The 24,715-nt window shown below is 43.4% G+C and carries 21 protein-coding genes and 1 pseudogene; 9 read left to right on the top strand and 13 right to left on the bottom strand.

The annotated features are described in order from the left end of the window. Positions 1 to 106 precede the first annotated feature (106 nt). The 5 genes from QLH32_RS14080 to rsfS all read left to right on the top strand — a co-directional run bounded on the left by QLH32_RS14080 (position 107) and on the right by rsfS (position 6,019). Positions 107 to 2,917 carry a GacS-like sensor histidine kinase gene (locus QLH32_RS14080; RefSeq protein ID WP_283266701.1) on the top strand — a complete coding sequence of 937 codons (2,811 nt, stop codon included), beginning with the start codon at positions 107 to 109 and terminating at the stop codon, positions 2,915 to 2,917. Between the two features lie 118 nt (positions 2,918 to 3,035). Further along, positions 3,036 to 3,824, top strand: a complete 789-nt coding sequence (locus tag QLH32_RS14075) for a crotonase/enoyl-CoA hydratase family protein (RefSeq protein WP_283266699.1) — start codon at positions 3,036 to 3,038, stop codon at positions 3,822 to 3,824. A 21-nt stretch (positions 3,825 to 3,845) separates the two neighbouring features. Further along, positions 3,846 to 4,712, top strand: coding sequence for an NAD(P)-dependent oxidoreductase (locus QLH32_RS14070; RefSeq protein WP_283266697.1), 867 nt, complete (start codon positions 3,846 to 3,848; stop codon positions 4,710 to 4,712). Positions 4,713 to 4,733: 21 nt separating this feature from the next. Continuing rightward, positions 4,734 to 5,528 (top strand): hydroxypyruvate isomerase family protein, encoded by a 795-nt coding sequence (locus QLH32_RS14065; RefSeq protein WP_279960067.1) that lies wholly within the window; start codon positions 4,734 to 4,736, stop codon positions 5,526 to 5,528. A gap of 92 nt (positions 5,529 to 5,620) precedes the next feature. Then, complete coding sequence (gene rsfS / locus QLH32_RS14060) at positions 5,621 to 6,019, top strand: ribosome silencing factor (protein ID WP_004678353.1); 399 nt, start codon at positions 5,621 to 5,623, stop codon at positions 6,017 to 6,019. Positions 6,020 to 6,059: 40 nt separating this feature from the next. On the opposite strand, the gene QLH32_RS14055 is transcribed toward rsfS, so the two are convergent. Continuing rightward, on the bottom strand, positions 6,060 to 6,677 hold the full coding sequence (locus QLH32_RS14055) for a hypothetical protein (RefSeq protein ID WP_283266695.1): 618 nt from the start codon (positions 6,675 to 6,677) through the stop codon (positions 6,060 to 6,062). Positions 6,678 to 6,691: 14 nt separating this feature from the next. Further along, positions 6,692 to 8,014: an ammonium transporter gene (locus QLH32_RS14050; RefSeq protein WP_283266694.1), complete on the bottom strand. Its 1,323-nt coding sequence runs from the start codon at positions 8,012 to 8,014 to the stop codon at positions 6,692 to 6,694. A 268-nt stretch (positions 8,015 to 8,282) separates the two neighbouring features. Here QLH32_RS14050 and QLH32_RS14045 point away from each other — a divergent pair, with 268 nt between their 5' ends. Further along, positions 8,283 to 9,104 (top strand): SDR family NAD(P)-dependent oxidoreductase, encoded by an 822-nt coding sequence (locus QLH32_RS14045; protein ID WP_283266693.1) that lies wholly within the window; start codon positions 8,283 to 8,285, stop codon positions 9,102 to 9,104. Between the two features lie 61 nt (positions 9,105 to 9,165). On the opposite strand, the gene QLH32_RS14040 is transcribed toward QLH32_RS14045, so the two are convergent. From QLH32_RS14040 to soxR, 4 genes are all read right to left on the bottom strand, one after another. Further along, a complete protein-coding gene (locus tag QLH32_RS14040; RefSeq protein ID WP_267981720.1) occupies positions 9,166 to 10,620 on the bottom strand; it encodes an NAD(P)(+) transhydrogenase (Re/Si-specific) subunit beta in 1,455 nt (484 codons plus the stop codon). Between the two features lie 3 nt (positions 10,621 to 10,623). After that, positions 10,624 to 10,947 (bottom strand): proton-translocating transhydrogenase family protein, encoded by a 324-nt coding sequence (locus QLH32_RS14035; RefSeq protein WP_004664154.1) that lies wholly within the window; start codon positions 10,945 to 10,947, stop codon positions 10,624 to 10,626. A gap of 11 nt (positions 10,948 to 10,958) precedes the next feature. Beyond that, positions 10,959 to 12,086, bottom strand: coding sequence for a Re/Si-specific NAD(P)(+) transhydrogenase subunit alpha (locus QLH32_RS14030; protein ID WP_267981719.1), 1,128 nt, complete (start codon positions 12,084 to 12,086; stop codon positions 10,959 to 10,961). A gap of 685 nt (positions 12,087 to 12,771) precedes the next feature. Further along, positions 12,772 to 13,266 carry a redox-sensitive transcriptional activator SoxR gene (gene soxR / locus QLH32_RS14025; protein ID WP_283266692.1) on the bottom strand — a complete coding sequence of 165 codons (495 nt, stop codon included), beginning with the start codon at positions 13,264 to 13,266 and terminating at the stop codon, positions 12,772 to 12,774. A 72-nt stretch (positions 13,267 to 13,338) separates the two neighbouring features. Between soxR and QLH32_RS14020 the strand changes: the two genes are divergently transcribed. Next, positions 13,339 to 13,758: a RidA family protein gene (locus tag QLH32_RS14020; RefSeq protein WP_283266691.1), complete on the top strand. Its 420-nt coding sequence runs from the start codon at positions 13,339 to 13,341 to the stop codon at positions 13,756 to 13,758. Between the two features lie 19 nt (positions 13,759 to 13,777). Then, positions 13,778 to 14,971: an MFS transporter gene (locus tag QLH32_RS14015; RefSeq protein ID WP_283266690.1), complete on the top strand. Its 1,194-nt coding sequence runs from the start codon at positions 13,778 to 13,780 to the stop codon at positions 14,969 to 14,971. On the opposite strand, the gene QLH32_RS14010 is transcribed toward QLH32_RS14015, so the two are convergent. Genes QLH32_RS14010 through QLH32_RS14000 form a run of 3 tightly spaced genes read right to left on the bottom strand, consistent with a single transcriptional unit; the run spans position 14,968 to position 18,285 of the window. Then, positions 14,968 to 15,900, bottom strand: coding sequence for an alpha/beta hydrolase (locus QLH32_RS14010; RefSeq protein ID WP_283266689.1), 933 nt, complete (start codon positions 15,898 to 15,900; stop codon positions 14,968 to 14,970). The genes QLH32_RS14015 and QLH32_RS14010 overlap by 4 nt on opposite strands. 36 nt (positions 15,901 to 15,936) lie before the next feature. Then, entirely contained in the window at positions 15,937 to 17,433 is a 1,497-nt protein-coding gene (locus tag QLH32_RS14005) for a flavin-containing monooxygenase (protein ID WP_283266688.1), read from the bottom strand. A gap of 12 nt (positions 17,434 to 17,445) precedes the next feature. After that, positions 17,446 to 18,285, bottom strand: a complete 840-nt coding sequence (locus QLH32_RS14000; RefSeq protein WP_283266687.1) for an SDR family oxidoreductase — start codon at positions 18,283 to 18,285, stop codon at positions 17,446 to 17,448. Between the two features lie 122 nt (positions 18,286 to 18,407). On the opposite strand from QLH32_RS14000, the gene QLH32_RS13995 reads away from it, so the two are divergent. Then, complete coding sequence (locus QLH32_RS13995; protein ID WP_283266686.1) at positions 18,408 to 19,037, top strand: TetR/AcrR family transcriptional regulator; 630 nt, start codon at positions 18,408 to 18,410, stop codon at positions 19,035 to 19,037. A gap of 357 nt (positions 19,038 to 19,394) precedes the next feature. Here the strand turns inward: QLH32_RS13995 and QLH32_RS13990 are convergent. The 4 genes and pseudogenes from QLH32_RS13990 to QLH32_RS13975 form a co-directional block, all read right to left on the bottom strand. Then, positions 19,395 to 19,680, bottom strand: a pseudogene (locus tag QLH32_RS13990) (Fic family protein); the annotation flags it as partial. Between the two features lie 51 nt (positions 19,681 to 19,731). Further along, positions 19,732 to 22,833 (bottom strand): type I restriction endonuclease subunit R, encoded by a 3,102-nt coding sequence (locus QLH32_RS13985; protein ID WP_283266685.1) that lies wholly within the window; start codon positions 22,831 to 22,833, stop codon positions 19,732 to 19,734. Next, on the bottom strand, positions 22,830 to 23,837 hold the full coding sequence (locus QLH32_RS13980; protein WP_283266684.1) for a Fic family protein: 1,008 nt from the start codon (positions 23,835 to 23,837) through the stop codon (positions 22,830 to 22,832). The genes QLH32_RS13985 and QLH32_RS13980 overlap by 4 nt, the downstream gene beginning before the upstream one ends. A 47-nt stretch (positions 23,838 to 23,884) precedes the next feature. Beyond that, entirely contained in the window at positions 23,885 to 24,709 is an 825-nt protein-coding gene (locus tag QLH32_RS13975; protein WP_283266682.1) for a S1 family peptidase, read from the bottom strand. Between the last annotated feature and the right edge of the window lie 6 nt (positions 24,710 to 24,715).

Genomic DNA, 24,715 nt, shown 5'->3' with positions numbered 1-24,715 from the left:
TGGAAATACTGCACCTTTTCACTATGCTTTTTATTGGCTAGCCCATACCGCTGTTTGCCACAAAGCATGCTAAGATGTTGCACAGAATGATAAATCTGACCGCATTATGTCAAATTTCAATAAAACCCTGTCAAAACGCTTACGGCTCAATCATGCCTATGGACAACTGATTGCCCTCATTCTAGTGCCAATCGCAATTTTGACAGGTGTGGGAATTTTCTGGGTTTTATCTGAAACGACCAATGCGGCCAAACAGCAGCAACGCTCCGACGCCTCCGCCATTCTGGCACGCTACCACCAGACCGCGAATGATCTACTGCAACTGGTGCAGCAACATCCTGACCAATATGACCGCGCCCAGAACATCATGCAGAAGATGTTTGATGAGCGAAACCTGCAACGTGCGGTCCTGATTGACAACAAGGGGCAGACCTACTTAAGCGTGGGCTACCAGAACAATCGCTTCTGGCCAACGTTTCCTGACAACAGTAATTTTTTTGGCCCGATTTCGCACAACCACAATAATATTTATGGTGCAAAACTGGATGCCAGCAATCCTGATTCTGTGTGGCTGATGATTGAACTGGACAATCAGCCTCTGGAACTGGCCCGCTATAAAATCCTGCTTTCGCTGGTGGCGACAGGTCTGATTACTCTGATGATTCTATTATTTTGCCTGAATGTTTTTTCACGACGCTGGCTGGCACCACTGTATGAAATCCGTATGCAGATGCAGCGCCTGAATGCCGATACACTGGATCAGCATATTGTGGTGAACAGTACAGGCGAATTACGTCTGCTCCAACGGGATATTGCCAATGTGGTTAAACGTCTACACTTTAGTTTTCTGGAACTTAAAGAACATACTGAGCAAACTGAAGAAGACTTACGCCGTACACTGGATACGCTGGAAGTTCAGAACATTACCTATCGTCAGGCACGCGATCAGGCGATTTCATCAAATCAATCCAAGTCCGTCTTTTTGGCCAATATCAGCCATGAACTCAGAACGCCATTGAACAGTATTGATGGCTTTATTCATTTGCTGTTACGCCAGCAAAACCTAAGCAATGAGCAGAACCTCTATCTACAGACCATCCGAAAATCCTCTGCACATTTATTGGCATTGATCAATGATGTACTGGATTTCTCCAAAATTGATGCAGGCAAGCTGGAACTTGAGACTGCCCCTTTTGATCTTGAGGAAGCCATTTTTGATGTGATGGACATGCTTTCGCCGTTGGCCGCACAGAAGCATATCAATATGGCATTTTATTATGCCGAGAACATCCCACAACATGTGATTGGTGATGCGCTACGTTTCAAGCAAATTCTGACCAACCTGATTTCCAATGCCATCAAGTTTACCCCTGATGGTGAGATCATTGTCCGTGTCCGCATGGAAGATGATGATATTGGACAGTGCCTACTACATTTCAGCGTTCAGGACAGCGGGATTGGTCTCAGCGGTACCGACCGTAAAAAGCTGTTTGAATCATTTTCGCAGGGTGATGCCTCGGTTACACGTCAGTTTGGTGGAACAGGACTGGGCCTGGCAATTTCCAAGCAGCTTGTTCACCTGATGCATGGCCAGATTGGATTTGAGGATAATCAGGAACGTGCACCAACCGAGAAAGGTTCAACATTCTGGTTTACCGCCTCATTCAAGCTTGAGGAAGAAGATGAAACTGTGGAGCATCCTCATTTCGACCAATTGAAAGTGGTGTCTTATCTGGCCCATCCCGCAACCGCGAGTGTGCTGCGCTCATATCTGGAAAACTACCATGTGGCGCATATTGAAACACAGTCGATCCTTGACCTGTTCAGCCGCCTCAACCACCTGAACCAGCAGGAAAACACCTGGCTCATTGTTGACCATAGCGGTGATACCGAAGCCTTACTCAAGGAAATTCGCCAGCGTTATCATGGCAATCTGGCAGTTTACGGTTATCAAATGAGCCTTGAGCCGAACATGCTGAATGAATACCGTGCCCGTCCACTGTATCAGCCATTAAGCCGCCGTGAACTGGTCCAATTGTTGGGTAACCAGCCTGTGTTTGAACAGGAATCTGAGGATTTCAATGGTCAGGGCTTACACGTATTGGCCGTTGATGACCATCTTCCCAACCTGATTGTGCTTGAGGCACTGTTGGGCGAACTGAATGTCACCACCACCAAGGCATTAAGCGGCCAGAAAGCGATTGACATGATCCAGCAGCGGATTGAACAAAAGCTGCCACCCTTTGACCTTGTGTTTATGGATATTCAGATGCCTGTCATGTCTGGAATTGATACTACCCGAGCCATTCGCTCGCTTGAGTCAACGCTGGATACAGGCATGCAACTCCCGATTATTGCACTGACCGCACATGCACTGGCTGATGAAAAACAGAAATTGCTAAAAGTGGGTATGAATGATTATGTGACCAAGCCAATCCAAATGGAACAGATCATTCAAATCCTGACCCATTGGACCAAAAACAACTTCTCTTCCCAGCCTGTCAATACTGAACAGAAGCACCCGACAGAATCAATTGATCCACAGATTTTAAACTGGCAGCAAAGTATCCAGCTGGCAGCCAACAAGGAAGAACTGGCGCAGGACCTATTGGGTATGCTGGTGGATAGCTTTGATACTGAACTGACTGAAATGCAGCAATTGATTGAGTTGGAGGATTTCCCCCAGCTTGAGCATGTGCTACACCGCCTTTATGGTGCAACACGCTACGTTGGCACCCCAGCTTTACAAAAGGTTTCAGGGGAATTTGAGCAATTCGTTTCAACCCTGCGTAAAGAGCGCCGCAAAGCAGATGATGCCTTTATACGGGAAACCAACCATCGTTTTAATGAGTTGAACTTTGCGATTGATCAGGTTAGACAGGCCGCCAGCCTGATTTTACATTCCCACGATACCTAGGGTCTGCTGGCATCTACAAGATGCTGGTCATCACCGCTATTTGTGACTGTGGTGTCATGTTTCAGGTGAAAGACTCATGTTATGCTGCCCAGCATCGAACACAATAAGAGTAAGGCAAATGGCACTGTTACGAGTTGAAAAGAACAATGGAATTGCAACGGTTTACCTCAACCGCCCAGAAAAACGCAACGCGATGAGTTTTGCGTTATTAAAAGAACTGGTGACAACTGCAAAGAAAATTGAAAAAGACCGTTCGATTCGTTGCGTCATTTTAACAGGTGAGGCACAGGTTTTTAGTGCGGGTATTGACCTATCTGACCTGAACAACCCTAAAAATACCGCATTCGCCGCATGGGAACTGATCAAGCCAGGTCAAAGCCTGTTCCAGAAAGCTTTCCTGATTTGGCAAAACTTACCAATTCCAGTGATTGCCGCAATTGAGGGTTATTGCTTTGGGGCGGGCATGCAGCTTGCGCTTGCTGCGGATATCCGTATTGCAACGCCGACCACCCAAATGTCAATTATGGAAAGCCGCTGGGGACTGGTTCCAGATATGGGCCTAACCCGCTCATTGAAAGGACTGATTGGCGTTGATTTAGCCAAGGAGCTTACCCTGACCGCACGTGTATTTGATGCAGAATACGCCAAAGAAATTGGTTTGGTCACACATCTGGACAACAATCCGTTGGCAAAGGCCAATGTGATTGCACAGGAAATGCTGCAACGTTCCCCAGATGCCATCATGGCAGCGAAACGGGTACTAGATGCCATGGAACACCAGCCAGAAAAGGCACTACGTTTAGAGAAGTTATGGCAGCTTAAACTTTTGTTGGGTAAAAACAGCAGTCTTGCACGCAAGAAAGACAAGAATCCTGAGATTCAGTTCTTACCGCGTCAGTATAAGTAATTACAGCTTGGATAAATTCACATGCATGTTGATCAACAAACACCTATCGCTTTTTTAGGTATGGGTTTAATGGGAAGCCGAATGGCCAGCCGATTATTACAGGCGGGTTATACGGTAGCAGTTTGGAACCGTAGCCCTCATGCATGTGAGCCACTTATTCAACAGGGCGCAGCAACTTTAGCTTTGGAAGATATTGGAAATTATCCTGTCATTCTCACCTGTCTGGCTGACGATCAGGCAGTTCAAAGTGTTTTTGCCCAAATCCAGCCTTATTTACAGGCCAGACAAGTCATTGTTGATTTCTCCAGCTTATCGGTCGCAGCAACGCAACAACTGGCGCAATCTGCTCAACAGCAAGAGGTTATCTGGATTGACTCACCTGTCTCTGGTGGAACAATCGGTGCTGAACAGGGAAGCCTGGTTATTTTTGCAGGTGGAAATGCTCAAACGATTCAACAACTCAGTCCAGTTTATCAACTACTATCGCAGCGTGTGACCCGCATGGGAGACTCAGGCACTGGTCAAGCCACTAAAATCTGCAATCAATTGATTGTTGCGGCAAACAGCACCCTGATTGCTGAAGCAGTGGCGCTTGCTGATCGAGCTGGAGTGGACACCACACTCCTTGCCCCTGCGCTTGCAGGAGGTTTCGCAGATTCCAAACCTTTCCAGATTCTTGCACCACGTATGGCAACTCACAACTTTGAACCTGTGCAATGGAAAGTGCAAACATTATCAAAAGATTTAAACAATGCGCTAAAACTTGCACAAAATCTAAACTTAAAGATACCTGTTGCACAAAAAGCTTTATTACAGTTACAAGCCCACCAAGAAAATGGCTTTTCTGAGAAAGATTTAGCAACTATCATTCAATATATAGAACAATAATATTGATTTGGGGAGCCTGAAATGAGCCATCTTGCAGTCAATTTATCCATGATTTTTACTGAAGTTCCTCTTATTGAGCGCTTCGCCTTGGCACATGCCCACGGTTTTGAACACGTTGAAATTCAGTTTCCTTATGAACTCGACATTTTCGATATTCGAACCCAACTGGAACAGCACAACCTCTCCCTATGTCTGATCAATGTTCCTGCTGGCGACCTGATGCAGGGTGGTAATGGGCTAGCGGGTATCCCAGGACGAGAGGTGGAGTTCCATCATGCACTTGAGCTGGCAATTCGCTATGCCACAGCATTGGATGTTCCACGTGTGAATATTTTAGCGGGCAAACAGCCTTTAGACGCTGACCTGCTCCCTTGTTTAAACACCCTATCAAGCAATCTCAAACTGGCCTGTCACATGCTGACAGAGCAAGGGATTGAACCCCTTTTCGAAATGATCAATGGCACCGACATGCCTCGCTTTTTGGTGCAGAATATTGCCCAGGCACAGGAAATGCTGGAGGCCATCAACCATCCCGCACTGAAAATGCAATATGACTGCTACCATATGGCCATGATGGGTGAGGATATTTTGACAGGCCTACAGGAAAACCTGCACCAGATTGGACATATCCAGTTCGCCGACTGCCCTAGCCGTCACGAACCCGACACGGGCAATATTGCATATAAGGCAATTTTTGACTGGCTATTACAAAGTGGCTATCAGGGCTTTATTGGGGCGGAATATAAACCAAAAACCCATTCAGATCAGTCCTTTGCATGGAAACAGAAATACTTTGCCAATGACGTTAACACCTAGAGTCAGACATAAACTGTTACCGCTAAATTTGAACTTTTTAGAGAAAAACGGTATATTTGACAATGAGTAATTGTCAGGAAAATATACCCTCTATGAATTTAGAACCATCGCCCAGCGCTTCTAATTCTCACGACCTAAAAATCAAAACATCGAATCAAGATGTACAGGCTTGCTTAAAAGTTGTACATGAAGCCCTCACAGATGTAAAAGCCAAAGATATTCTAGAACTTGATGTCAGTTCGATCAGCAATGTTGCCGATGCGATTGTGATTGCAAGTGGCACCTCAACCCGTCATGTTAAAGCCCTTGCGGATAATGTTGCTGATGAAGCACGTAAAGCAGGTTTTCGCCCAATTGGTGTCGAAGGTGAACGCGATGCTGAATGGATCCTCATTGACCTTGGTTTCGTTGTGGTACACGTGATGTTGCCAACAGCCCGTAAATTCTATGATCTTGAAAGTTTATGGCGCGCACCTGAATCCGTTGCCTAAAACTTAAGAAAAGCGACCAATAAGGTCGCTTTTTTCATTCCTACAACAACTGGCTTAAGTCGACTGCTGGGTGATGCTGTTTTATTTCATGCTTAATCTGTGCATACAGTTGATCCGCCTTGCCTGGACCATAAAAACTACAGTAGATCGCATACAGCGTTGTAATCATAACCGCATAAGCCTCTTTCGGCATTTGCATCAAGCACTGCTTCTCTGAACCTGCAATATACCAATATCCAGCAAGTAAACGATGTTTCTTCATTTTGCCCTGAATCTCTGCCACAAAATCCAGATAATCAGGTTGACTGACGCCTTTTAACACACCCATCACAAAGTCATGGAACGCCTGAAACAGGTCCATTGTTTCGGGACTTGTCTCAGCGGGCATAACTTCTTTATCCGTTTTTACCTTGAGGCGTTCCTGTTTCTCAACCACCGAAATTTCATACAATACCTGCCGCAACATCTCCTTGCGCTGCAAGCGTAGGTCATCACTGGTACAAATTTCACTGAGAAAACGATTTAATACAAAGGATGGCTGGTGACCATATTCACTTTCCCAGTACTGCAAAACCCGCTGCAATACCGAGTCTGGCAAGAACTGTGCAAGCCCCTTTTCCACTGCCAGCCTTTTTTGTTCAATGCTTAATTCAGCCATAACAATCACCTCCCTTAATGGCGATGAGTGATATTTTCGGTTTCAAAGGTGACATCCCTCTGAAACTCTGGGTATGACAATTCAGCATGTTCGGTATAATCCAGTCCCCGCTGTTCATGTTGCTGGGAAACCCTTAAACCACCGAGAACCTTGTCGAGCACCTTAAACATGATAAACGCGGCACCAAAGCCCCAGACAAATGCGGCCCCCACACCCAAAGCCTGAACGGAGATCACATCAAGGTTAAACGGTTTCTCCAGAAAGAAGACACCTGCGGCAATGGTTCCCCATGCTCCACACACCCCATGTACTGCAACAGCATCCACCACATCATCCAGCCGCATCTTTTCAATTAACAAAGGTACAAAAGTCATCAGCAAACCCGCTATAGCACCTGTGATGACCGCAAATAGGGGTGACATGGTGGCACAACCCGCCGTGATTGAAACCAGACCACCCAGTGATGCGTTAATGGTATTGCGCATGAGCACCGCCTTGGATTGAAGCAAGGCCAGAACCATATACGTTGCAGCCGCAGCACAGGCAGCCAAATGCGTGTTGAGGGCAATACGTCCAATGCTCACACTTGCGGCAACCGTGGATGCCGCATTAAACCCAAACCACGCAAACCATAGCACAAAGCCACCCAATGCCACCAAAGGCAGATTATGTCCTGCTAGAAAATGGCTTTGCCCCTTACGACCAAACCGTCCCAAACGAGGGCCAAGCACCATAATGCCTGCAAGCGCAACCCATCCACCAATTGAATGCACCACAGTTGAACCAGCAAAATCAATAAATCCCAAAGCTTTCAGCCAGCCATCACCACCGAACAGTCCGCCCCATGCCCAGCTACCAAATACAGGGTAAATGATGCCACTTACAAAAACCGCACTTACCACATAAGCCACAAAATGGATGCGTTCAGCCATGGCACCACTGGCAATCGTGGTGGCTGTCGCCGCAAACATCATCTGAAAGAACAACAGGTTCCAGTGCCAGTCATCCAGTTGATCTGGCATAAAATGACTGAGTCCGATCCACCCTGTTTGATTCAGGCCAAACATCAGGCCAAAGCCAAACAGCCAGAAAATAAGTCCTCCAATACAGGTATCCATATAGTTCTTCATGAGTACATTCACGGTATTTTTACTGCGCACCGAGCCGCTCTCGATCAGTGCAAAACCTGCCTGCATAAAGAAAACCAGAATACCACCCACCACCACCCATACACTATCCAGGGAAATACGGATTTCCTGAATATTTGTCGTGGTTTCAGCAGATGCATGGGATGTGAGAGATAGTAAAAACAACAATATTAAAATTATACTTTTCATAAAATTCCCCTAGAAACACCAAGTAATCCGATGCAAAGACAATGCCAAAATGAATTCTTTTTTTCTTTTAATAATTCATTGGTTTATATTTATTCATCATAAAAAAATGATCTAAACTAAATACTTAATATCCAGACCTTTATACACCTTTTATCAATAACAATCTCTTCTTCCCTTTCAAATTTGACATGACAAGTTGTCAAAATTACCGCACTATAGGGCCTGCTTTAAAATTCATCAAATAAAGAGCATTATTGGAGTAGATGAAGTGAAAATTCTGATTACAGGTGCAAATACAGGTATTGGTTTTGCCACAGCGGAAGAGTTGGTAAAGCAAGGACAGCACGTCATTCTTGCCTGCCGTAATCCGCAAAAAGCGCAAGCTGCGCAGGATAAATTGCGTGCATTGGGTCACGGGCAGGTTGATTTGGTTTCCCTCGATTTGAACAGTCTTGAATCAACCCGCAACACAGCCGATGAGATTGCAGACCGCTACGGTAGTCTTGATGTCCTGATTAACAACGCAGGACTATTTGCCAAAACCAAGCAGCTGACGCAGGATGGTTTTGAACAACAGTTTGGTGTGAATTATCTGGGCCACTTTCTACTGACACATAAGCTGATTCCTGTTTTGGAACAGGCACCTAAAGCTCGAATTGTACATCTCGCCTCAATTGCACATTGGGCTGGTTCAATCAAACCGAATAAGTTCCGTGCAGAGGGTTTTTATAATCCCCTGTTCTATTATGGTCAGTCCAAGCTCGCAAACCTACTGTTCAGCAATGCACTTGCTGAACGCATGGCTGGCAGCAGCATCACCAACAACTCACTGCATCCAGGAGGCGTTGCCTCTGACATTTATCGCGAACTGCCAAAACCTGTTTATGAAGTGATGAAAATTGGTTTAGTACCGACCTCGGTTCCTGCAAAGTTGATTACGCAAATGGCGACTGGAGATGATTGGGCGAAGCGTAATGGAGAATATGTCAGTGCACACATGCCAGACTTGAAATCACCACATGCTAAAAACCAGCAACTTGCCCGTGATCTTTATGCACAATCTATGGATCTTGTAGAAAAATACCTTTAATAAATATGCTCTAACAAAAAAGCCACCTAACGGTGGCTTCTTCAATCCTGATGAGGTCAGATTAGTGACCACCACCATTGATTGCTTTTGTCATATCTTCAACAACTTTCTTCGCATCACCAAAGATCATCATGGTTTTTTCATTGTAGAACAAGTCATTGTCCAGACCAGCATAACCTGTTGCCATAGAACGCTTGATCACCATAATGGTACGTGCTTTATGCGCTTCAAGAATCGGCATGCCATAGATTGGTGAGCTTGGATCATCTTTCGCTGCTGGGTTAACAACATCATTCGCACCGATAACCAGTACCACATCAGTTGCTGGGAAGTCAGAGTTGATCTCATCCATTTCCAGGATATCTTCATAGGCAACATCCGCTTCAGCTAACAATACGTTCATGTGACCAGGCATACGACCCGCAACTGGGTGAATCGCAAAGCGAACTTTTACGCCCTGTTCTTTCAGGATTTCACACAATTCTTTAACCGCATTCTGTGCACGACCTTGCGCCATACCATAACCAGGTACAATCACAACGCTGTCTGCATTTGACATCAGGAAGCCTGCATCATCTGCTGAACCAGAACGGTAGTTACGCTGAACTTGCTCACCTTTGTCTGCTGAGGCAACTGCTGCACCACCCATTGCACCACCAAACAATACGTTGATGATTGAACGGTTCATCGCTTTACACATGATATAAGACAGAATCGCACCAGAAGAACCAACCAGTGAACCAGCAACGATCAACATATTGTTTTCAAGTGTGAAACCAATACCTGCCGCAGCCCAACCAGAGAATGAGTTCAATAGCGATACCACAACTGGCATATCACCACCACCCACTGGTGCAATCCACACCCAGCCGAATACAAGTGCAAGAGCCGTCATCGCCCAGAATGCAGTCATGTTGCCTGTAGTGAAGAAGTAGAAACCACATGCAAGCATTGCAATAAAGATGATCGCCTGAACAGGTTTAACCCATGCACCAGAAATTGTTTTGGCCCATTTTTTCGCAGCCAATTTACCATAGGCAAATACAGATGCCGTGAACGTAATCGCACCAACGAAACAGCCCACGAACAATTCAAACAGGTGAACTGCGCTCATGTGTGCATGCTGTACGCCAGCAGCTTCCAATGCATCTTTATTTTGCTCAAACAATGCAATTAGCTGGTTATTGTGCAGAATCGCAGCAATTGCAATCAATACCGCAGCCAAACCCACCAATGAGTGCATCAATGCAACAGTTTCAGGCATTTGTGTCATAGGTACTGTTTTCGCACGAGCGATACCCACAACCGCACCCAGCACCATCGCTCCGCCAATCATCCAAACCACAGGGTGTTCAGCAACGAAGAATGTGGTGATGACTGCAATGGTCATTGCGACCATGCCATAACGGTTACCCGCGATTGCAGTCTTAGGACCAGACAAGCCACGCAAGGTTAGGATAAAGAGAACTGCACCAATCAGGTAGAACCAGTTCGCAAATTCACGAATAAATTCCATCAATTAGCCCTCTTTTTTCTTTTGCTTTGGCTTGAACATCTCAAGCATACGAGCAGTTACTGCAAAGCCACCGAAAATGTTGATACTTGCCAGGAACACAGCAACTGCGCCAAGGATACTCACAACATTTACACTCTGGAATGCAACATTGGCATCAACACCAATCGCAGGCATACCAACCGTCTGAATCATTGCCCCTACGACAATGATTGAAGACAATGCATTGGTTACCGCCATTAATGGTGTATGTAACGCAGGCGTTACACCCCAAACCACGTAGTAACCTACGAAGATGGCAAGGACGAAAATCGTAATCGTTTCAACCATGAGAACTCTCCTTAACCGCGCTTGAGCAGTACTTGACCGCCATGAGTCACGAGTAACGCTTTTTGGATTTCATCTTCTTGATTAAGCACAAAGTTCTTGTCTTTGTCGAATAATGTCTCAAGGAAGTTGAAAACGTTACGTGCATACAATGCAGATGCTTCAGTTGCAACTGTGCCTGGAATGTTTGGAATGCCCAAAATCTTCACGCCATTTTCAGTTGTAACTGTTTCGCCCTCTTTAGAACCCTCAACGTTACCGCCAGTTTCAACCGCCATATCCAAGATGACAGAACCTGGTTTCATTTTGGCAACAGTCTCAGCCTTGATCAGACGTGGAGCATTACGACCTGGAATCAATGCGGTGGTGATGACGATGTCAGCATTTGATACCGCTTTATCTACAATCGCAGCTTGATCCTTGATGTATTGCTCACCAGGCTGCCAACCATATCCGCTTTTCGCAGCTTCAGCAGCACGTTGTTTTTCTTCATCGGACATTGGTACGTCTAACCATTTACCGCCTAAAGACTCAACCTGCTCTTTTGCTGTTGGACGCAAGTCAGTTGCCTCAACAACCGCACCCAAACGTTTTGCAGTTGCAATTGCCTGTAGACCTGCAACACCAACACCCATGATCACGACACGTGCAGGTTTCACTGTACCCGCAGCGGTCATTAACATTGGGAACATACGCTGGTATTCAGCCGCAGCCAACAATACAGATTTATAACCTGCCAAGTTTGCCTGAGAAGAAAGTACGTCCATATTTTGTGCACGGGAAAGTGTACGTGGCAGTAATTCCAAGGCAAAAGCGTTGACCTGCTGAGCAGCAAACTGGTCCAGTTCTGGATTGCGGTAAGGGTCAAACATTGCAACCACAGTCGTATTCGCCGCAAGCTTTTGAATTTCGTCACCCTTAGGGGCACGTACCTTCAAAATAATTTGGCTGCCTGTATATGCATCGTCCGTAATAGTTGCGCCAACTTGTTCATAAGCACTGTCAATATACGCGGCTTTAACACCAGCACCACGTTGAATGACAACGCTATGACCTGCGTTAATCAACTTCTTTACTGTCTCAGGTGTAGCAGCTACACGACTTTCACTGGCGACAGTTTCGGTTGGGATTCCGATCTGCATGAGCGTTCCTCAAGCTAGTTTTTCTTAAGTAAACATCGCGGATAGCAATGTTTCCCCCAGGAGTATTCTTTGTAGAATTTTGGATTCTAATGGAACTTTTTTAAAATTCCACCCACTATTTATTTAATAAATACCCATATTTTGAACTGATGATTCATATTGATATTGAAACCTTGTATGCTCAGCATGTTTGGCTTTTGATAAATCATACTTGCTTAGCCATACACATCGAAGATAAAAATTTCATTCTCTTCTGTATCTATCCGTTCATTTATATGCCTTGTGCCTTTTTTTCATTCAATGCCAAAGCGGTATAGATTAAATAACCCCATGTTTTATCTATCATCATAAATAGAACACACACCAACTCTTTAAACATTGTTCATATTCAGGCTTGGCTAAAACGGGTCTATGGACTGAAACCGCATCATAATCGTGCAGCTATGTAGAGAAATTGGCTTACATGAACTTTTATTGGTTTTTTCGGCGACTATTTATCTCGCAAACTGCAAGACCTATTTCAAGACAACAAAATAGGGGTTATCAATAAATCTGAATTGTATGGTCGCCATCCCTCAGAAAAACTAAAAAGAAATGTAAAAACTTGAATCGGCATTTTTTCAAGTGATATTTATGTAATTTTGTCTGATCAAAATAGATTTAACGCACAATATTGGTGCAAAAATCACTCTATCTCATTCATCATTTTATTTTTCTGATTCAGCAACAATAAAATTTCCTGAAAATGCGCACCCATTGATCGTTCTGCCAGACAATCATCAGGATTTCTCAGTGGACATTGTTCCAGTGATAGGCAACCACAGCCAATACATTGATCAAGCTGTTGGCGCAATTGCAAGAGCATCATAATTTGCCGATCAAGCTGTGACTGCCACTGCTGAGACATGGTTTGCCAATCTTTTCTACTTGCAACCTGCTGCTTGGGCAAGCTTTCAAAAGTCTCTTTAATTTGTTGCAGGCTAATCCCGACTTGTTGGGCGGTTTTAATAATGGCAATTCGCCTGAGCATTGCCCTTTGGTAACGGCGTTGATTTCCTGTGGTTCGTGTGCCCCAGATCAATTCCTTTTCCTCATAGAAACGAATGGCAGCAACACTTACGCCACCACGTTTTGCAAGCTCCCCGATGCTGAGCCAAGTCTGCAATGGCACTTTTTTCAAAATAAGCTTGACCTCTAGTTAACTTGAGCTTTGATACTAACATAGCCCAAGTTTTAGGAAATGGTCTGTCTTATGAATCAGGTCAACACACCCGCATTTAAAACCATTAACCCAGATAAACTGTATGATCCGCGGAGTAATGGTTATAGTCATGTTGTCATTGTGGAACCCAATATGCGTATCATCCATATAGCAGGCCAGGGAGGAGAAAACAAAAATGGTGAACTTTCCGATTTTTTTGACCAACAGGTACAACAAGTCTTTTATAATATTCAGCATGCTTTAATCGCCGCTCAGGCACAACTTTCAGATATCGCCGTTTTGCGTGTACTGATTGTTGACCATAATTCTGAAAAACTTCAGGTATTGGCAGGCATCATGCGAAGTTTATGGAAAGATCATGCTTTTCCTGTATGCACATTGATTCCTGTTTCCAGATTGGCATTAGCAGGAATGCTCGTTGAAATTGAAGCAACCGCATATACTGCATAAACCAGTGATAGAGAAAATTATGTCAGCCCCTCAAGATATTAGTCAAAATAAGGCCTTGCTCTGGTTTATGGCTGCGGCGTGCGGTCTGTGTGCAGGTGCCAACTATTATAGCCAGCCACTGATCCACTCCATTCAGCAGTATTTTGCCGTAACAGAAAGCCAGGCTGCCCTGACCGTCACTTTTGCACAGGTTTCCTATGCCTTGGGTTTGCTATTTATTGTGCCAATGGGTGATGTGGTCAATAAGACCAAGTTTATTCCCCTACTCATGACTTTATGCGCTCTAGGTTTATTTCTGAGCGCTTTCTCAGTGAACCTGCCAATGTTATGGGTTGGAACAGTACTGGTTGGGTTATTTTCCGTTGCGGCCCAAGTGCTGATTCCCCTCGCCACCATGACGGTACAGCCTGAAAAAACAGGCGAAGTTGTTGGCTTTCTCATGAGCGGTTTATTGGTGGGTATCTTGCTGTCGACCAGTCTGGCAGGATTGTTCTCCAACCTGTTTCACTGGAAAGTCATTTATGTGGTCAGTGGGGTCTTGATGCTGATATTGGCTTATGCGCTTAAAAGCCGCTTGCCCTACGTCATGCGCATGAAAATGAATTATGGGCAAATCTTTGTTTCGATGGCTCAACTCTTGAAGCAGGAAAAGCGTCTATTGTTACGGGCACTTGCAGGCGGGTTTGCCTTTGCGGCAGTCAGTATCCTGTATTCCACCATCGCACTTCTGCTAAGCTCGGCCCATCATTTACCTGACCTGGTGATTGGGATGGTGAGTCTGGTGGGTATTTTTGGTGCCTTATCCACCCAATATATTGGCCGATATGCTGATCAGGACTACACCAGGCAACTGACCTGGATGGGCTGTGCCTTATTCATTATCAGCTGGATTTGCTTCTATTACGGGCAAACAGTCCTCATCAGCTATATTGTTGGCTTTGCCCTGATCCAGTTGGCTTTGGCATTGGTACACACCAGCAACCAGAGCATTATTTTCCGCTTACGACCTGATGCAAAGTCACGTATCAATGCAATCTATATGACCGCCTATTTTACTGGAGGTGCCTGTGGTTCCGCACTTGGCATTTTTGCATGGAATCATGGCGGTTGGACCATGACCTGTTTGGCAGGCCTATGTCTGGTTCTTGCGTGTATGCTGTTTAGTTTACTGGATAACCTTTTAATGAGGAAAAGCCTAGTCACTACCAATTAAACCAGTTTACCCTGTATAAACTGACCAATTTCATCCAGTGCATCATCTGCCTTTTGGATCAATAGATTAAACATTTGAAAGTTATGCCACATATTTTCATAGACATTCAAGGTCGTTTCTACACCAGAAGCCTCAGCACGACTGGCTAAATTTCTTGCATCGCCTAGCAATATTTCCTCACTACCCGCCTGAATCAATAAGGGTGGCAAGCCTTTGAGGTCAGCAAAAAGTGGCGAAATGCGTGGATCATCTGCGTTTAATTTTCCTCGATAACCATCGCCACCCCGTTTCAATGCCAAACTTTTCAGCATCGGGTCACGTTTGACATTGGCACGCACAGAAACTGAACTCAGCGTCATATCAACGTAGGGTGAGATCATCACCATTCCCGCAGGCAGGAGTTGCTGGGTGTCTCTCAGTTGAATCGCCAAGGCAAGTGCCAGCGCACATCCCCCAGAATCACCGCCTAAAAAGATTTGATCAGGTCGCCAGCCATCACTTAATAAATGTTGATAAACCGTTTTGACATCATCCAAAGCGGCAGGATAAGGATGTTCAGGCACTCGTCGATAATCCAGCATATACACAATGACCTGAGCTCTCGCTGCCATCTCTGTCGAAAGTGCCCGATGTGTTCTGGATGAACCTGCAAAGAAAGCACCGCCATGACAATGCAATAACACGCCTTGGGGTCGGGTTGGCGGAGTTGCCACCTCAGCCTTTACAATATTCTGGGTGGCAGCGTCTTTTAATTTGATCTTTTTGATCAGGACATCAGTTCTGGGTCTGAAAATTGTTGCGCCAATTTCCATTGCACCACGCAATACAGGAAAAGGTAAAGGCAAGCCACTGGCTGTTTTAAAGCTGAATCTCAAGCCTTGTTTCAGTAAACTTTCTTTTATTTTTTCAATATTTATGTTCAGTCCCATTTTTATCTACCCCAGTTCATCTATCAAGCAATACAATTAACTGGCTTTTTTTGCTGTTTTAATCGCAGCCTGATTCTGAAAGCTCAATTGGTAATCATTTAGGTTGCAGCTTGCCAAACGTGAACGCATTTCAAACGTTGTCCACGGCCATAAAGTACTGTTACGCCCATTGGCATCAATAAAATAACTGCTACATCCGCCTGTATTCCAGACCGTATCTTTCAAGGCTGTTTGTACTTCGTCATTATAATTGGCCAACACATCAGGGCGAATTTCAATGGTTTCAATCTGTTGTGCCTGGGCTTTTTGCAAGGTATCCAGAATATAAGCCAACTGCGCTTCAATAATGATCAAGGCAGATGAACTGACCGCAATATTTGGCCCAAACATGACAAAAGCATTTGGACAGCCCTCAACCACAGTGCCTAAATAGCCTTTGGCACTGCCCTGCCAAAGCTCATCCATGGTTTTGCCATCTTTATTACGAATCTGCTTGGCAACAGGTGGATTACTGATCTCAAAACCTGTTCCAAAAATAATCGCATCCACCTCATGTTGCGAACCATCACTGGCAATCAGGGTATTGCCACGAACTTCCTGAACGCCACAACGTAATACATCAACATTGGATTGTGCCAAAGCTGGATACCAGTTGTTGGATTGCAGCACCCGTTTACAACCAATGGTAAAGTTGGGAATTAACTTTTCACGCAGTGCCGCATCTTTCACACCTAAACGGATATTAAGTTTGGCAACACGTTCAATCTGCTTAATCAGTTTGGGATGGTGCATACTGGAGTTTAACGATTCAAAAACGCCATACACGCTATAACGAGTCAAACGCTGGGTGATTGGTAAGGCTTTAAATAACAGTTGTGCCGCTTTTGGCAGGCTCTGATCCATCTTTGGCAATACCCATTGCGGGGTACGCTGAATCAGGGTCAGTTTTTGCACTTTCGGCTGAATGGCTGGGACAAACTGAATCGCTGATGCACCTGCCCCAATCACTGCCACTTTTTTATTGCTTAAATCAACATCATGCTGCCATTCGGCTGAGTGGAAACATGCACCTTTAAATGTATCTAAACCCTTGATTTGAGGAATCACTGGTTCGTGCATTGGACCGCCAGCCATAATCACAAAACGGGCATGTAGATCACCCCGACTGGTTTTAACCACCCAATGCTTTGCCTGATCATCCCATGCACTTTCAATCATTTCATAGCCAAAACGGACGTATTTCTCCACATCAAATTTTTTGGCAACATCCTGAATATAATCTTTAATTTCTGCCTGTGGAGCAAATACCCGACTCCAGTTTGGATTGGGTGCAAATGAAAATGAGTACAATGCCGATGGTACATCACAGGCACAGCCTGGATAAGTATTAGCACGCCAAACACCACCAATTTCATTGGCTTTTTCCAAAACGACAATATCAGTAAAACCTGCTTGCTGTAACTTAATCGCAGCCCCAATTCCTGCAAAACCAGCCCCAATCACAACGACATGAAATTTCTCAATCTGAGCCATAAAATCTTTCCCTTATTTTGTTTTGGTCAAACGGTCTAAACGCTGAGTATAGGCTTGACGATCATTTTGATCCAAGCCTTTTAAAATACGGTCATCACCGAAAAAGCGACGTGCTTTGGTATTGAGCCAGTGCGGGACAAAGCCATAGGCTTTCGGGGTATGGGTTAAATAATTTGGTACAGCAATTTCAGTCAGATTATGTTTTACAGCCGTGATAATCGCTTGAGCCACATCTTCAGGTTCAACGGTTGGAATCGGTAAATTATCACCTGTACCCGATGACAGTTCAGTACGTACTTTGGACGGCAATACCGCAGACAAACCAATCGGCGTATCCCGTAATTCCTGTTGCATAGAAGCGGTTAAACCCACCACCGCAAACTTGGTTGCACAATAAATACTTGCACCAGGAATCGGATATTTACCTGCCAAAGAGGCAACATTGACAATATGTCCTGACTGACGTTGCTGCATTTTTGGCAATACGGCTTTCATGCCATGAATCACGCCACGCAGATTAATATCAATCTGGGCATCGGTAATGGCTTGGCTTTCATCTTCCATTTTACCCATTGGCATGATGCCTGCGTTATTGATCAAAATATCAATTGCCCCCAACGCCTGTTCAGCCTGAGCAATAAAATCATGAAAAGATTGCTGGGAACGTACATCCAGATAGCCGCCAAAGCCCTCTAGTTTGCTTGCAGCTTGCTGGGCAAGTTCGGCATCAATATCGCCAATGGCAACTTTCGCACCCAATTTTTTAAATGCCAGTGCTGTAGCAAAGCCAATCCCTCGCCCACCACCAGTAATCAACACCACCTTGTCGGTAAATACATAACCCTTTGCCATCACCCTATTTCCTCTTAAATTAATTATCCACAATTTCGGAATACAATGTCATATTAGGAATTTAATGTCAATTACTCAGCTATACTATCGTAATCCTGACTGGGTTCTGCTAGACTTTTGCCATGAATGAACACACTCCATTGACTCGGGCTGAACGCCAACGTCTGCAATTACAAGCTGAAATTATTGAAGCGGCTTTTCTTGAATTTTCTGAACGTGGTTATCATCAGACTGCGATTTCTGACATTGCCAAGCGTTTAGGGATTGGGCACGGTACTTTTTATCGCCATTTTCAAAATAAGCGGGACATTTTAGATAAGGTCATTCTGGATACCTTATATAAAATTACTGCACTTTTAGCCGAAGAAAATGCACCTGATGCGGTGTCGACTCTTGAAGACTACATCATTCAATGTGAAAGGATTGCGGATAGATTTCAACAATTTGCCAAAGATAATCCTAAAACTGTTCGCCTGATTCTGCTGGAAGCCACCTCGATTGATAAAGAAATGACAGCGCATATCAATAACTTGTTGCATATGGGTGGGTTGTTTGTGGCAAATTATTTAAACAACGGTATCCAGAAAGGTTTTCTAAAGGCAAATCTGGATACCGAAATGACGGGACATGCAGTGGTTGGAATTATCATTGCAGGCGCGCTACGCTTTCTTTCAGATGTCGAAAATCCCAAGATGCTTGAACAGTATGCGTATGCTGCTGTTCAATTGTTGATTTCAGGTGTGGCTGCCTAATTGCCCTATTATAAAGGCAAAAGACTATAAAGAGTTTGGATGTGATGATTGGTGAATTGATCACAAAACTCGTATAATGCTGCCCTTTCCTTGCCTGTCCAGATCCGAGAGCCTTTCTATGCAATCACTTGAGTCATTAAAGCCACGTATTTCCGTTGCGCCGATGATGGATTGGACAAGTGAAATTTTCTTTATAAAATAAATCAAAAACTTATCAAAAAAATTTAAATTTTTAGGCGTAAAATAGGCGCAAATAACGTCCATATTTTGTCCAATTTTAAGTACCTATTATTTTTATTTCAATTGATTATTTTTCACCCAACCCAGTGACTTACGTGGAATTTGAGTCACCCAGCCTTATAAACTCAATCTATATCTTTGCTTTGGACTTTTTGGCTTGTTTAAAATAGTACGTTGAATCAGCTCTGCCTATATCGCTGGATTAAGGTAATTCTGCTGAAAAGTTGGACGATAAGTCAAATCTAGTAAAGACATTAATTCTATCAAACTATATTCTCTCTACTCCATAACCACAATCTAACGTTGAGCATGATCACCAGCTTGTACGGTAGCTTGATCGGTATCATGTACGGTGACTTGATCGGTTGCTGATGAATTCTAAAATGACATCAAAAATCATTTTTCAATCCAAGCCCTTAATAAGGAGCAGAACAACCTACTCCTTAACCTTATATCAACTTGTCCAAGCATTCGATAACATTTCAGCCTGCTTCATAACTAACTCAATCGCCTCTGCCGCTTTGTCAGGTGGATACTTCCAACGCTGTAAAGTACGACGCACCAAGATTTTAAGCTGAGCACGTACACTATCTCGAACTTGCCAATCCACAGTTGTCGATTTACGCAATTTCTCAGTGATTTCACGAGCAATCTGCTTCAGTGTATCGTCTCCAAGCTCACGTACCGCACTTTCATTATTTGCCAAGGCATCATAAAAAGCGATTTCGTCAGGATTCAGACCCAGTGAGGCTTCACGTTCCATATCTGCCTGAAACTCTTTCGCCATCTGGATTAACTCCTCAATCACTTGAGAGGTCTCAATCGCACGGTTGTTATATTTCCTTAAAGTTTCCTGCAAACGATCAGAGAAACGCTTTTCTTGTACAAGGTTATTACGAGTTTTTGCCTTTATACCATCATTCAATAATTTTTCTAATAATTCGACCGCCAAGTTACGATATGGCATTTGTCGAACATCTTCTAAAAATTCATCTGACAGTAAACCAATATTTGGTTTATCTAAACCACATAGCGCAAATACATCTGCCACACCATCAGCAACAACAGCATTATCCAGAATTTGTTTAAGCGTACTATCCTTTTCTGCTTGTGATAATTTACGATCCACAGAAGTATGCTTACTAATGACTGCTTTAATGGCTGAATAAAACGCAATTTCCTTATGCAATGTCTTGGCTTCATCCAACGTACCACACAATGAAAAGGCTTTATTGACTGCAAGTACTAAATCCAAGAAGCGTTTTTTGCCATCTTTTAGACTCAGCACATAGTTGGCTGCTGGAATTATCAAGCGATGTGCTTGCGTTTCATAACCACTTAAGTCTAATCCAGTTTGGTCATTGGTCTTGGCAAACATCCCACGAATGGCATCCATTTTTTCAGCAAGCACAGCATAAGCTTCTTCCGCACGTAAAGTTGGCTCGCCTTTTCCTTTGGCATCTGTATAGGTTTTTAATGCCTGCTTTAACTCATTGGCAATCCCAATATAATCAACAACCAAACCACCTTGCTTGTCTTTAAAGACACGGTTCACACGAGCAATCGCCTGCATCAGGTTATGCCCTTTCATTGGTTTGTCGATATACATGGTATGGGTACAAGGTGCATCAAATCCTGTCAGCCACATATCCCGTACAATCACCAATTGCAAAGGGTCATTCACATCTTTAAAACGTTTCTCTAAGCTTTTCTTCACTTGCTTATTGTAAATATGGGGCTGTAGCAATGGCTTATCCGATGCTGAACCCGTCATCACAATTTTGATTTTTCCTTTTTTCGGGTCATCATCATGCCAATCTGGGCGCAGAGCAATAATTTCATTATACAAATGCACGCAGATTTCACGGCTCATGGTCACAATCATACCTTTGCCTGCCGTAGCTTCAGTACGGGCTTCAAAGTGCGTCACCAAATCCGCAGCAACCTGTTTCAGGCGCGGGGTCGCACCAACCAACTTCTCTAATCGACTCCATTCCCCTTTGGTCTTTTCACGACTACCTACATCTTCTTCATCTTCAACCACTTCATCAACTTGATCAGAGAGTTCCTCGATTTCGGCCTTATTAATATCTAGTTTTGCCAAACGGGATTCATAATAGATCGGCACGGTTGCGCGGTCCTTGACAGCATCTTGAATATCGTAAATCGAAACGTAATCACCAAAAACGGCTCGGGTATCTTTGTCTTCACTGGAAATTGGCGTACCTGTAAAGCCAATAAATGCTGCATTCTTTAAAGCATCACGCATATGCTTGGCATAGCCAAATTTATAAGTACCATCATTAGACAGTTTGGCTTTGAGCCCATATTGGCTACGGTGGGCTTCATCTGACATCACCACAATATTGTGCCGACCATTCAGCAATGGATGCTCAGTTTCTCCATCGAGCAAAGCAAACTTTTGTACCGTGGTAAAAATAATTCCGCCTGATTCACGTTCAGCAAGCAGTTGTCTCAGTTCATCACGATTATTGGCTTGTACTGGCATTTGTTTTAATAATTCTTGTGCCTGACTAAAGGTTTCAAACAGTTGTCCATCTAGGTCATTACGATCAGTCACTATCAATAATGTAGGATTCTGCATAGCTGGTTGTTGTAAAAGTTTACCTGCATAGCAACACATCGAAATACTTTTACCTGAACCTTGAGTATGCCAAACCACGCCTGCTTTTTTATTACCAGTCGGATTAGCGGCGGCAATGGTGGCTTGAATAGCTTCACGCACTGCATGGAACTGGTGATAGCCCGCAATTTTCTTAATCGTTTTTTCACCATCAGTTTCAAATAGCACAAAGAAACGGATGTAATCGAGGAATAACTCACGATCAAAGAAACCTCGAATAACCGTTTCCAGTTCCCACTCTAGCTGAGGCTTATCATCTTCATTTTTAATGGTACGCCACGGTAAAAAGCGTTCTTGGCTTGCTGTCAATGAACCGACTCGAGCTGTAATGCCGTCACTCACCACCAAAGCTTCATTAAAAACAAACAGATCAGAAACTTCTTCTTTGTAGGTTTGTAGCTGGTTAAAGGCATCGCAAATATTGGCGTTTTCATCGGTAGGGCTTTTTAGCTCAAGTACAGCAAAAGGGATACCATTAATAAAACAGATGATATCAGGTCGTCTTGGCTGCTTTGTGCCTTGAATGGTGAATTGATTGATTGCGACAAAGCGATTTTGATACAAATGATTAAAATCGACCAAAAACGCATGGTCATTCACCCAATCATCGTCTTTTTTGTAACTGACAGGTACACCCTCAATAAGCATACGGTGAAAAGCACGGTTATTGGTGATTAAATCCAGACTTTCAGGTTTAGTGAGTTTCTGTAAAACCTGCTCAAAACAACTCACTGGCAAATGTGGATTTAAGCGTTCAAAAGCAGTTTGTAAATCTGATTCAATCAGAACCTGCTTATAGTCTTTACGTAAAGGATTGCCACTGTCAGGTGCAATATTGACACCATGAACGACATCCCAGCCATTTTCAGAGAACCAGTCTAGGCATAGGTTTTCAAGTTGGGTTTCGTTCATGGGTTCAGTCCTTGTACCTGTAACATTTTACCTTGCGCAGTTAAACGATATTGTTGCAAACGGCTATTCGGTTTGTCTGGAATGGTCATTTCTATTAAACCTACTTGTAATGCAGGTTGTAAATATCTATTATTAAATGACTTTCTGTCTTTTAAATCTAATTTTTGCTGAATTTGCTCTCGGCTCATTTCCCCAATCATACACTGTAATAAATCCTCGACTTGGGGGGTGACTTGAGGGGTGACTTGGGGGCTAACCTGATGACGAACTGCCTGTTGAATCATGGATAACATAAACTGGATAAATGGGGCAATATCCGTTTGTTGTGTACTGTTTTGAATCGCTTGATAATATTGTTGTTGGTGTTGATGAATCAGACTTTCCACAGGAATATAACGAAAAATCGGTTGCCATTCCGATAAAATCAGCGTTTGCCATAACCGCCCCATACGCCCATTACCATCAGCAAAAGGGTGAATAAATTCAAATTCATAATGGAATACACAGCTTTTAATTAATGGGTGGTCGGGACTATGTTTCAGCCAATGTAATAAATCATTCATTAAACGTGGCACTTGAGATGCAGGTGGTGCAACATGAATCACTTGTTCGCCTGACATCACCCCAACACCGCCTTGTCGATATTGTCCGACTTCGGTAATTAGCCCTATCATTAAGGTGTGATGTGCCTGTAATAAATCTTGTTCAGCATCACTTTTCCAGTTCGGCAACTGCTCGTAAGTTTGTAAGGCATTATGTGCTTCCTGTATTTCTCTTGGGGGAGCAAGCACTCGTTTACCATCTAAAATTGCTGTGATTTGTGCTTCGTCTAAAGTGTTTCCCTCAATCGCAAGTGAACCTGTAATGGTGCGAATACGGTTAATTCGTCTTAACCGTAAATCCTGTTGTTGAGTTTGTGCCGTTATCCGCCCGATTTGCTCACTAATATAAGCAACTTCATTTAAAATTGGTGTGGTTAAAGTATAGGGCGGTTGGTATGGCATGATTAGTCCTTTAAAATTCGGAAAATTTCATCACAAAAATTAAAGGTTCATGATACAAACAATTTTTCCATTTCCATAATTCTTTCTGCCTTAATAATAAGTCCTAAATTATTTGGTATCTGTGAAATAGCTATTGGTCTTTGAATATTTGGTGACATAATAATTTCACCTGTAGTTGTTGCTTGAGGGCCTGCATATAAAATCCCAAGAAGAATTATTCTATTACTTCCCATATACATATTCCCCTTTTTATCCATATAGCCACCTTCATTAAAAATTAATACAGGTGAACCACTAGACCCTGGAAAAGCAGCAATATCAATCATAATCTCTTTTTTACCATTATAATCAAGAATAGGATGCGTAGCTGTTATACCTCTTCTAAAAATTGGCATGTTATTAACTCTATCCCAGATACCATTAGGATAACCAATCATTAAAACATCTTCGAGTGCCGTAAACTCTTCTCGATGTTGTTCTGTAGGAAGTAAATTTTTAGTCAAAGGAATATAAAATAATCTTTCATTTTTACTTTGAGCCTCATTTATCAAAGGAGCTATGGGCATTGCACATAAATCAACATCAATTTCAGGGTGTAATCGCCAAAAACTTTCAAAGTTTTCAAGAATTATACTGAAATGCTCTGTATTAATAGGTTCACCATTTTGATTAGCTTTCGTTATAATTATTCGCCCTCTTAATGTATCCTTTATTACATGTTTGTTAGTAATAATAACAGGAACATGAGTATTAGATACTTTATCCTCAAGAAAATTAAAGAAAAAACCTGTACCTGTAGAGATACCACCAGATTTAAGTTCACACTCAATTCTAACTGTTGAATAAGCTAACTGCTCTGACACTGATAACATAGTAAT

This window comes from Acinetobacter corruptisaponis, assembly GCF_030053775.1.
In the GTDB taxonomy this organism is placed as follows: Bacteria; Pseudomonadota; Gammaproteobacteria; order Pseudomonadales; family Moraxellaceae; genus Acinetobacter; species Acinetobacter corruptisaponis.
Note: the sequence above shows the minus strand (reverse complement) of the source record. Positions and strands in the feature narration are given on the sequence as shown.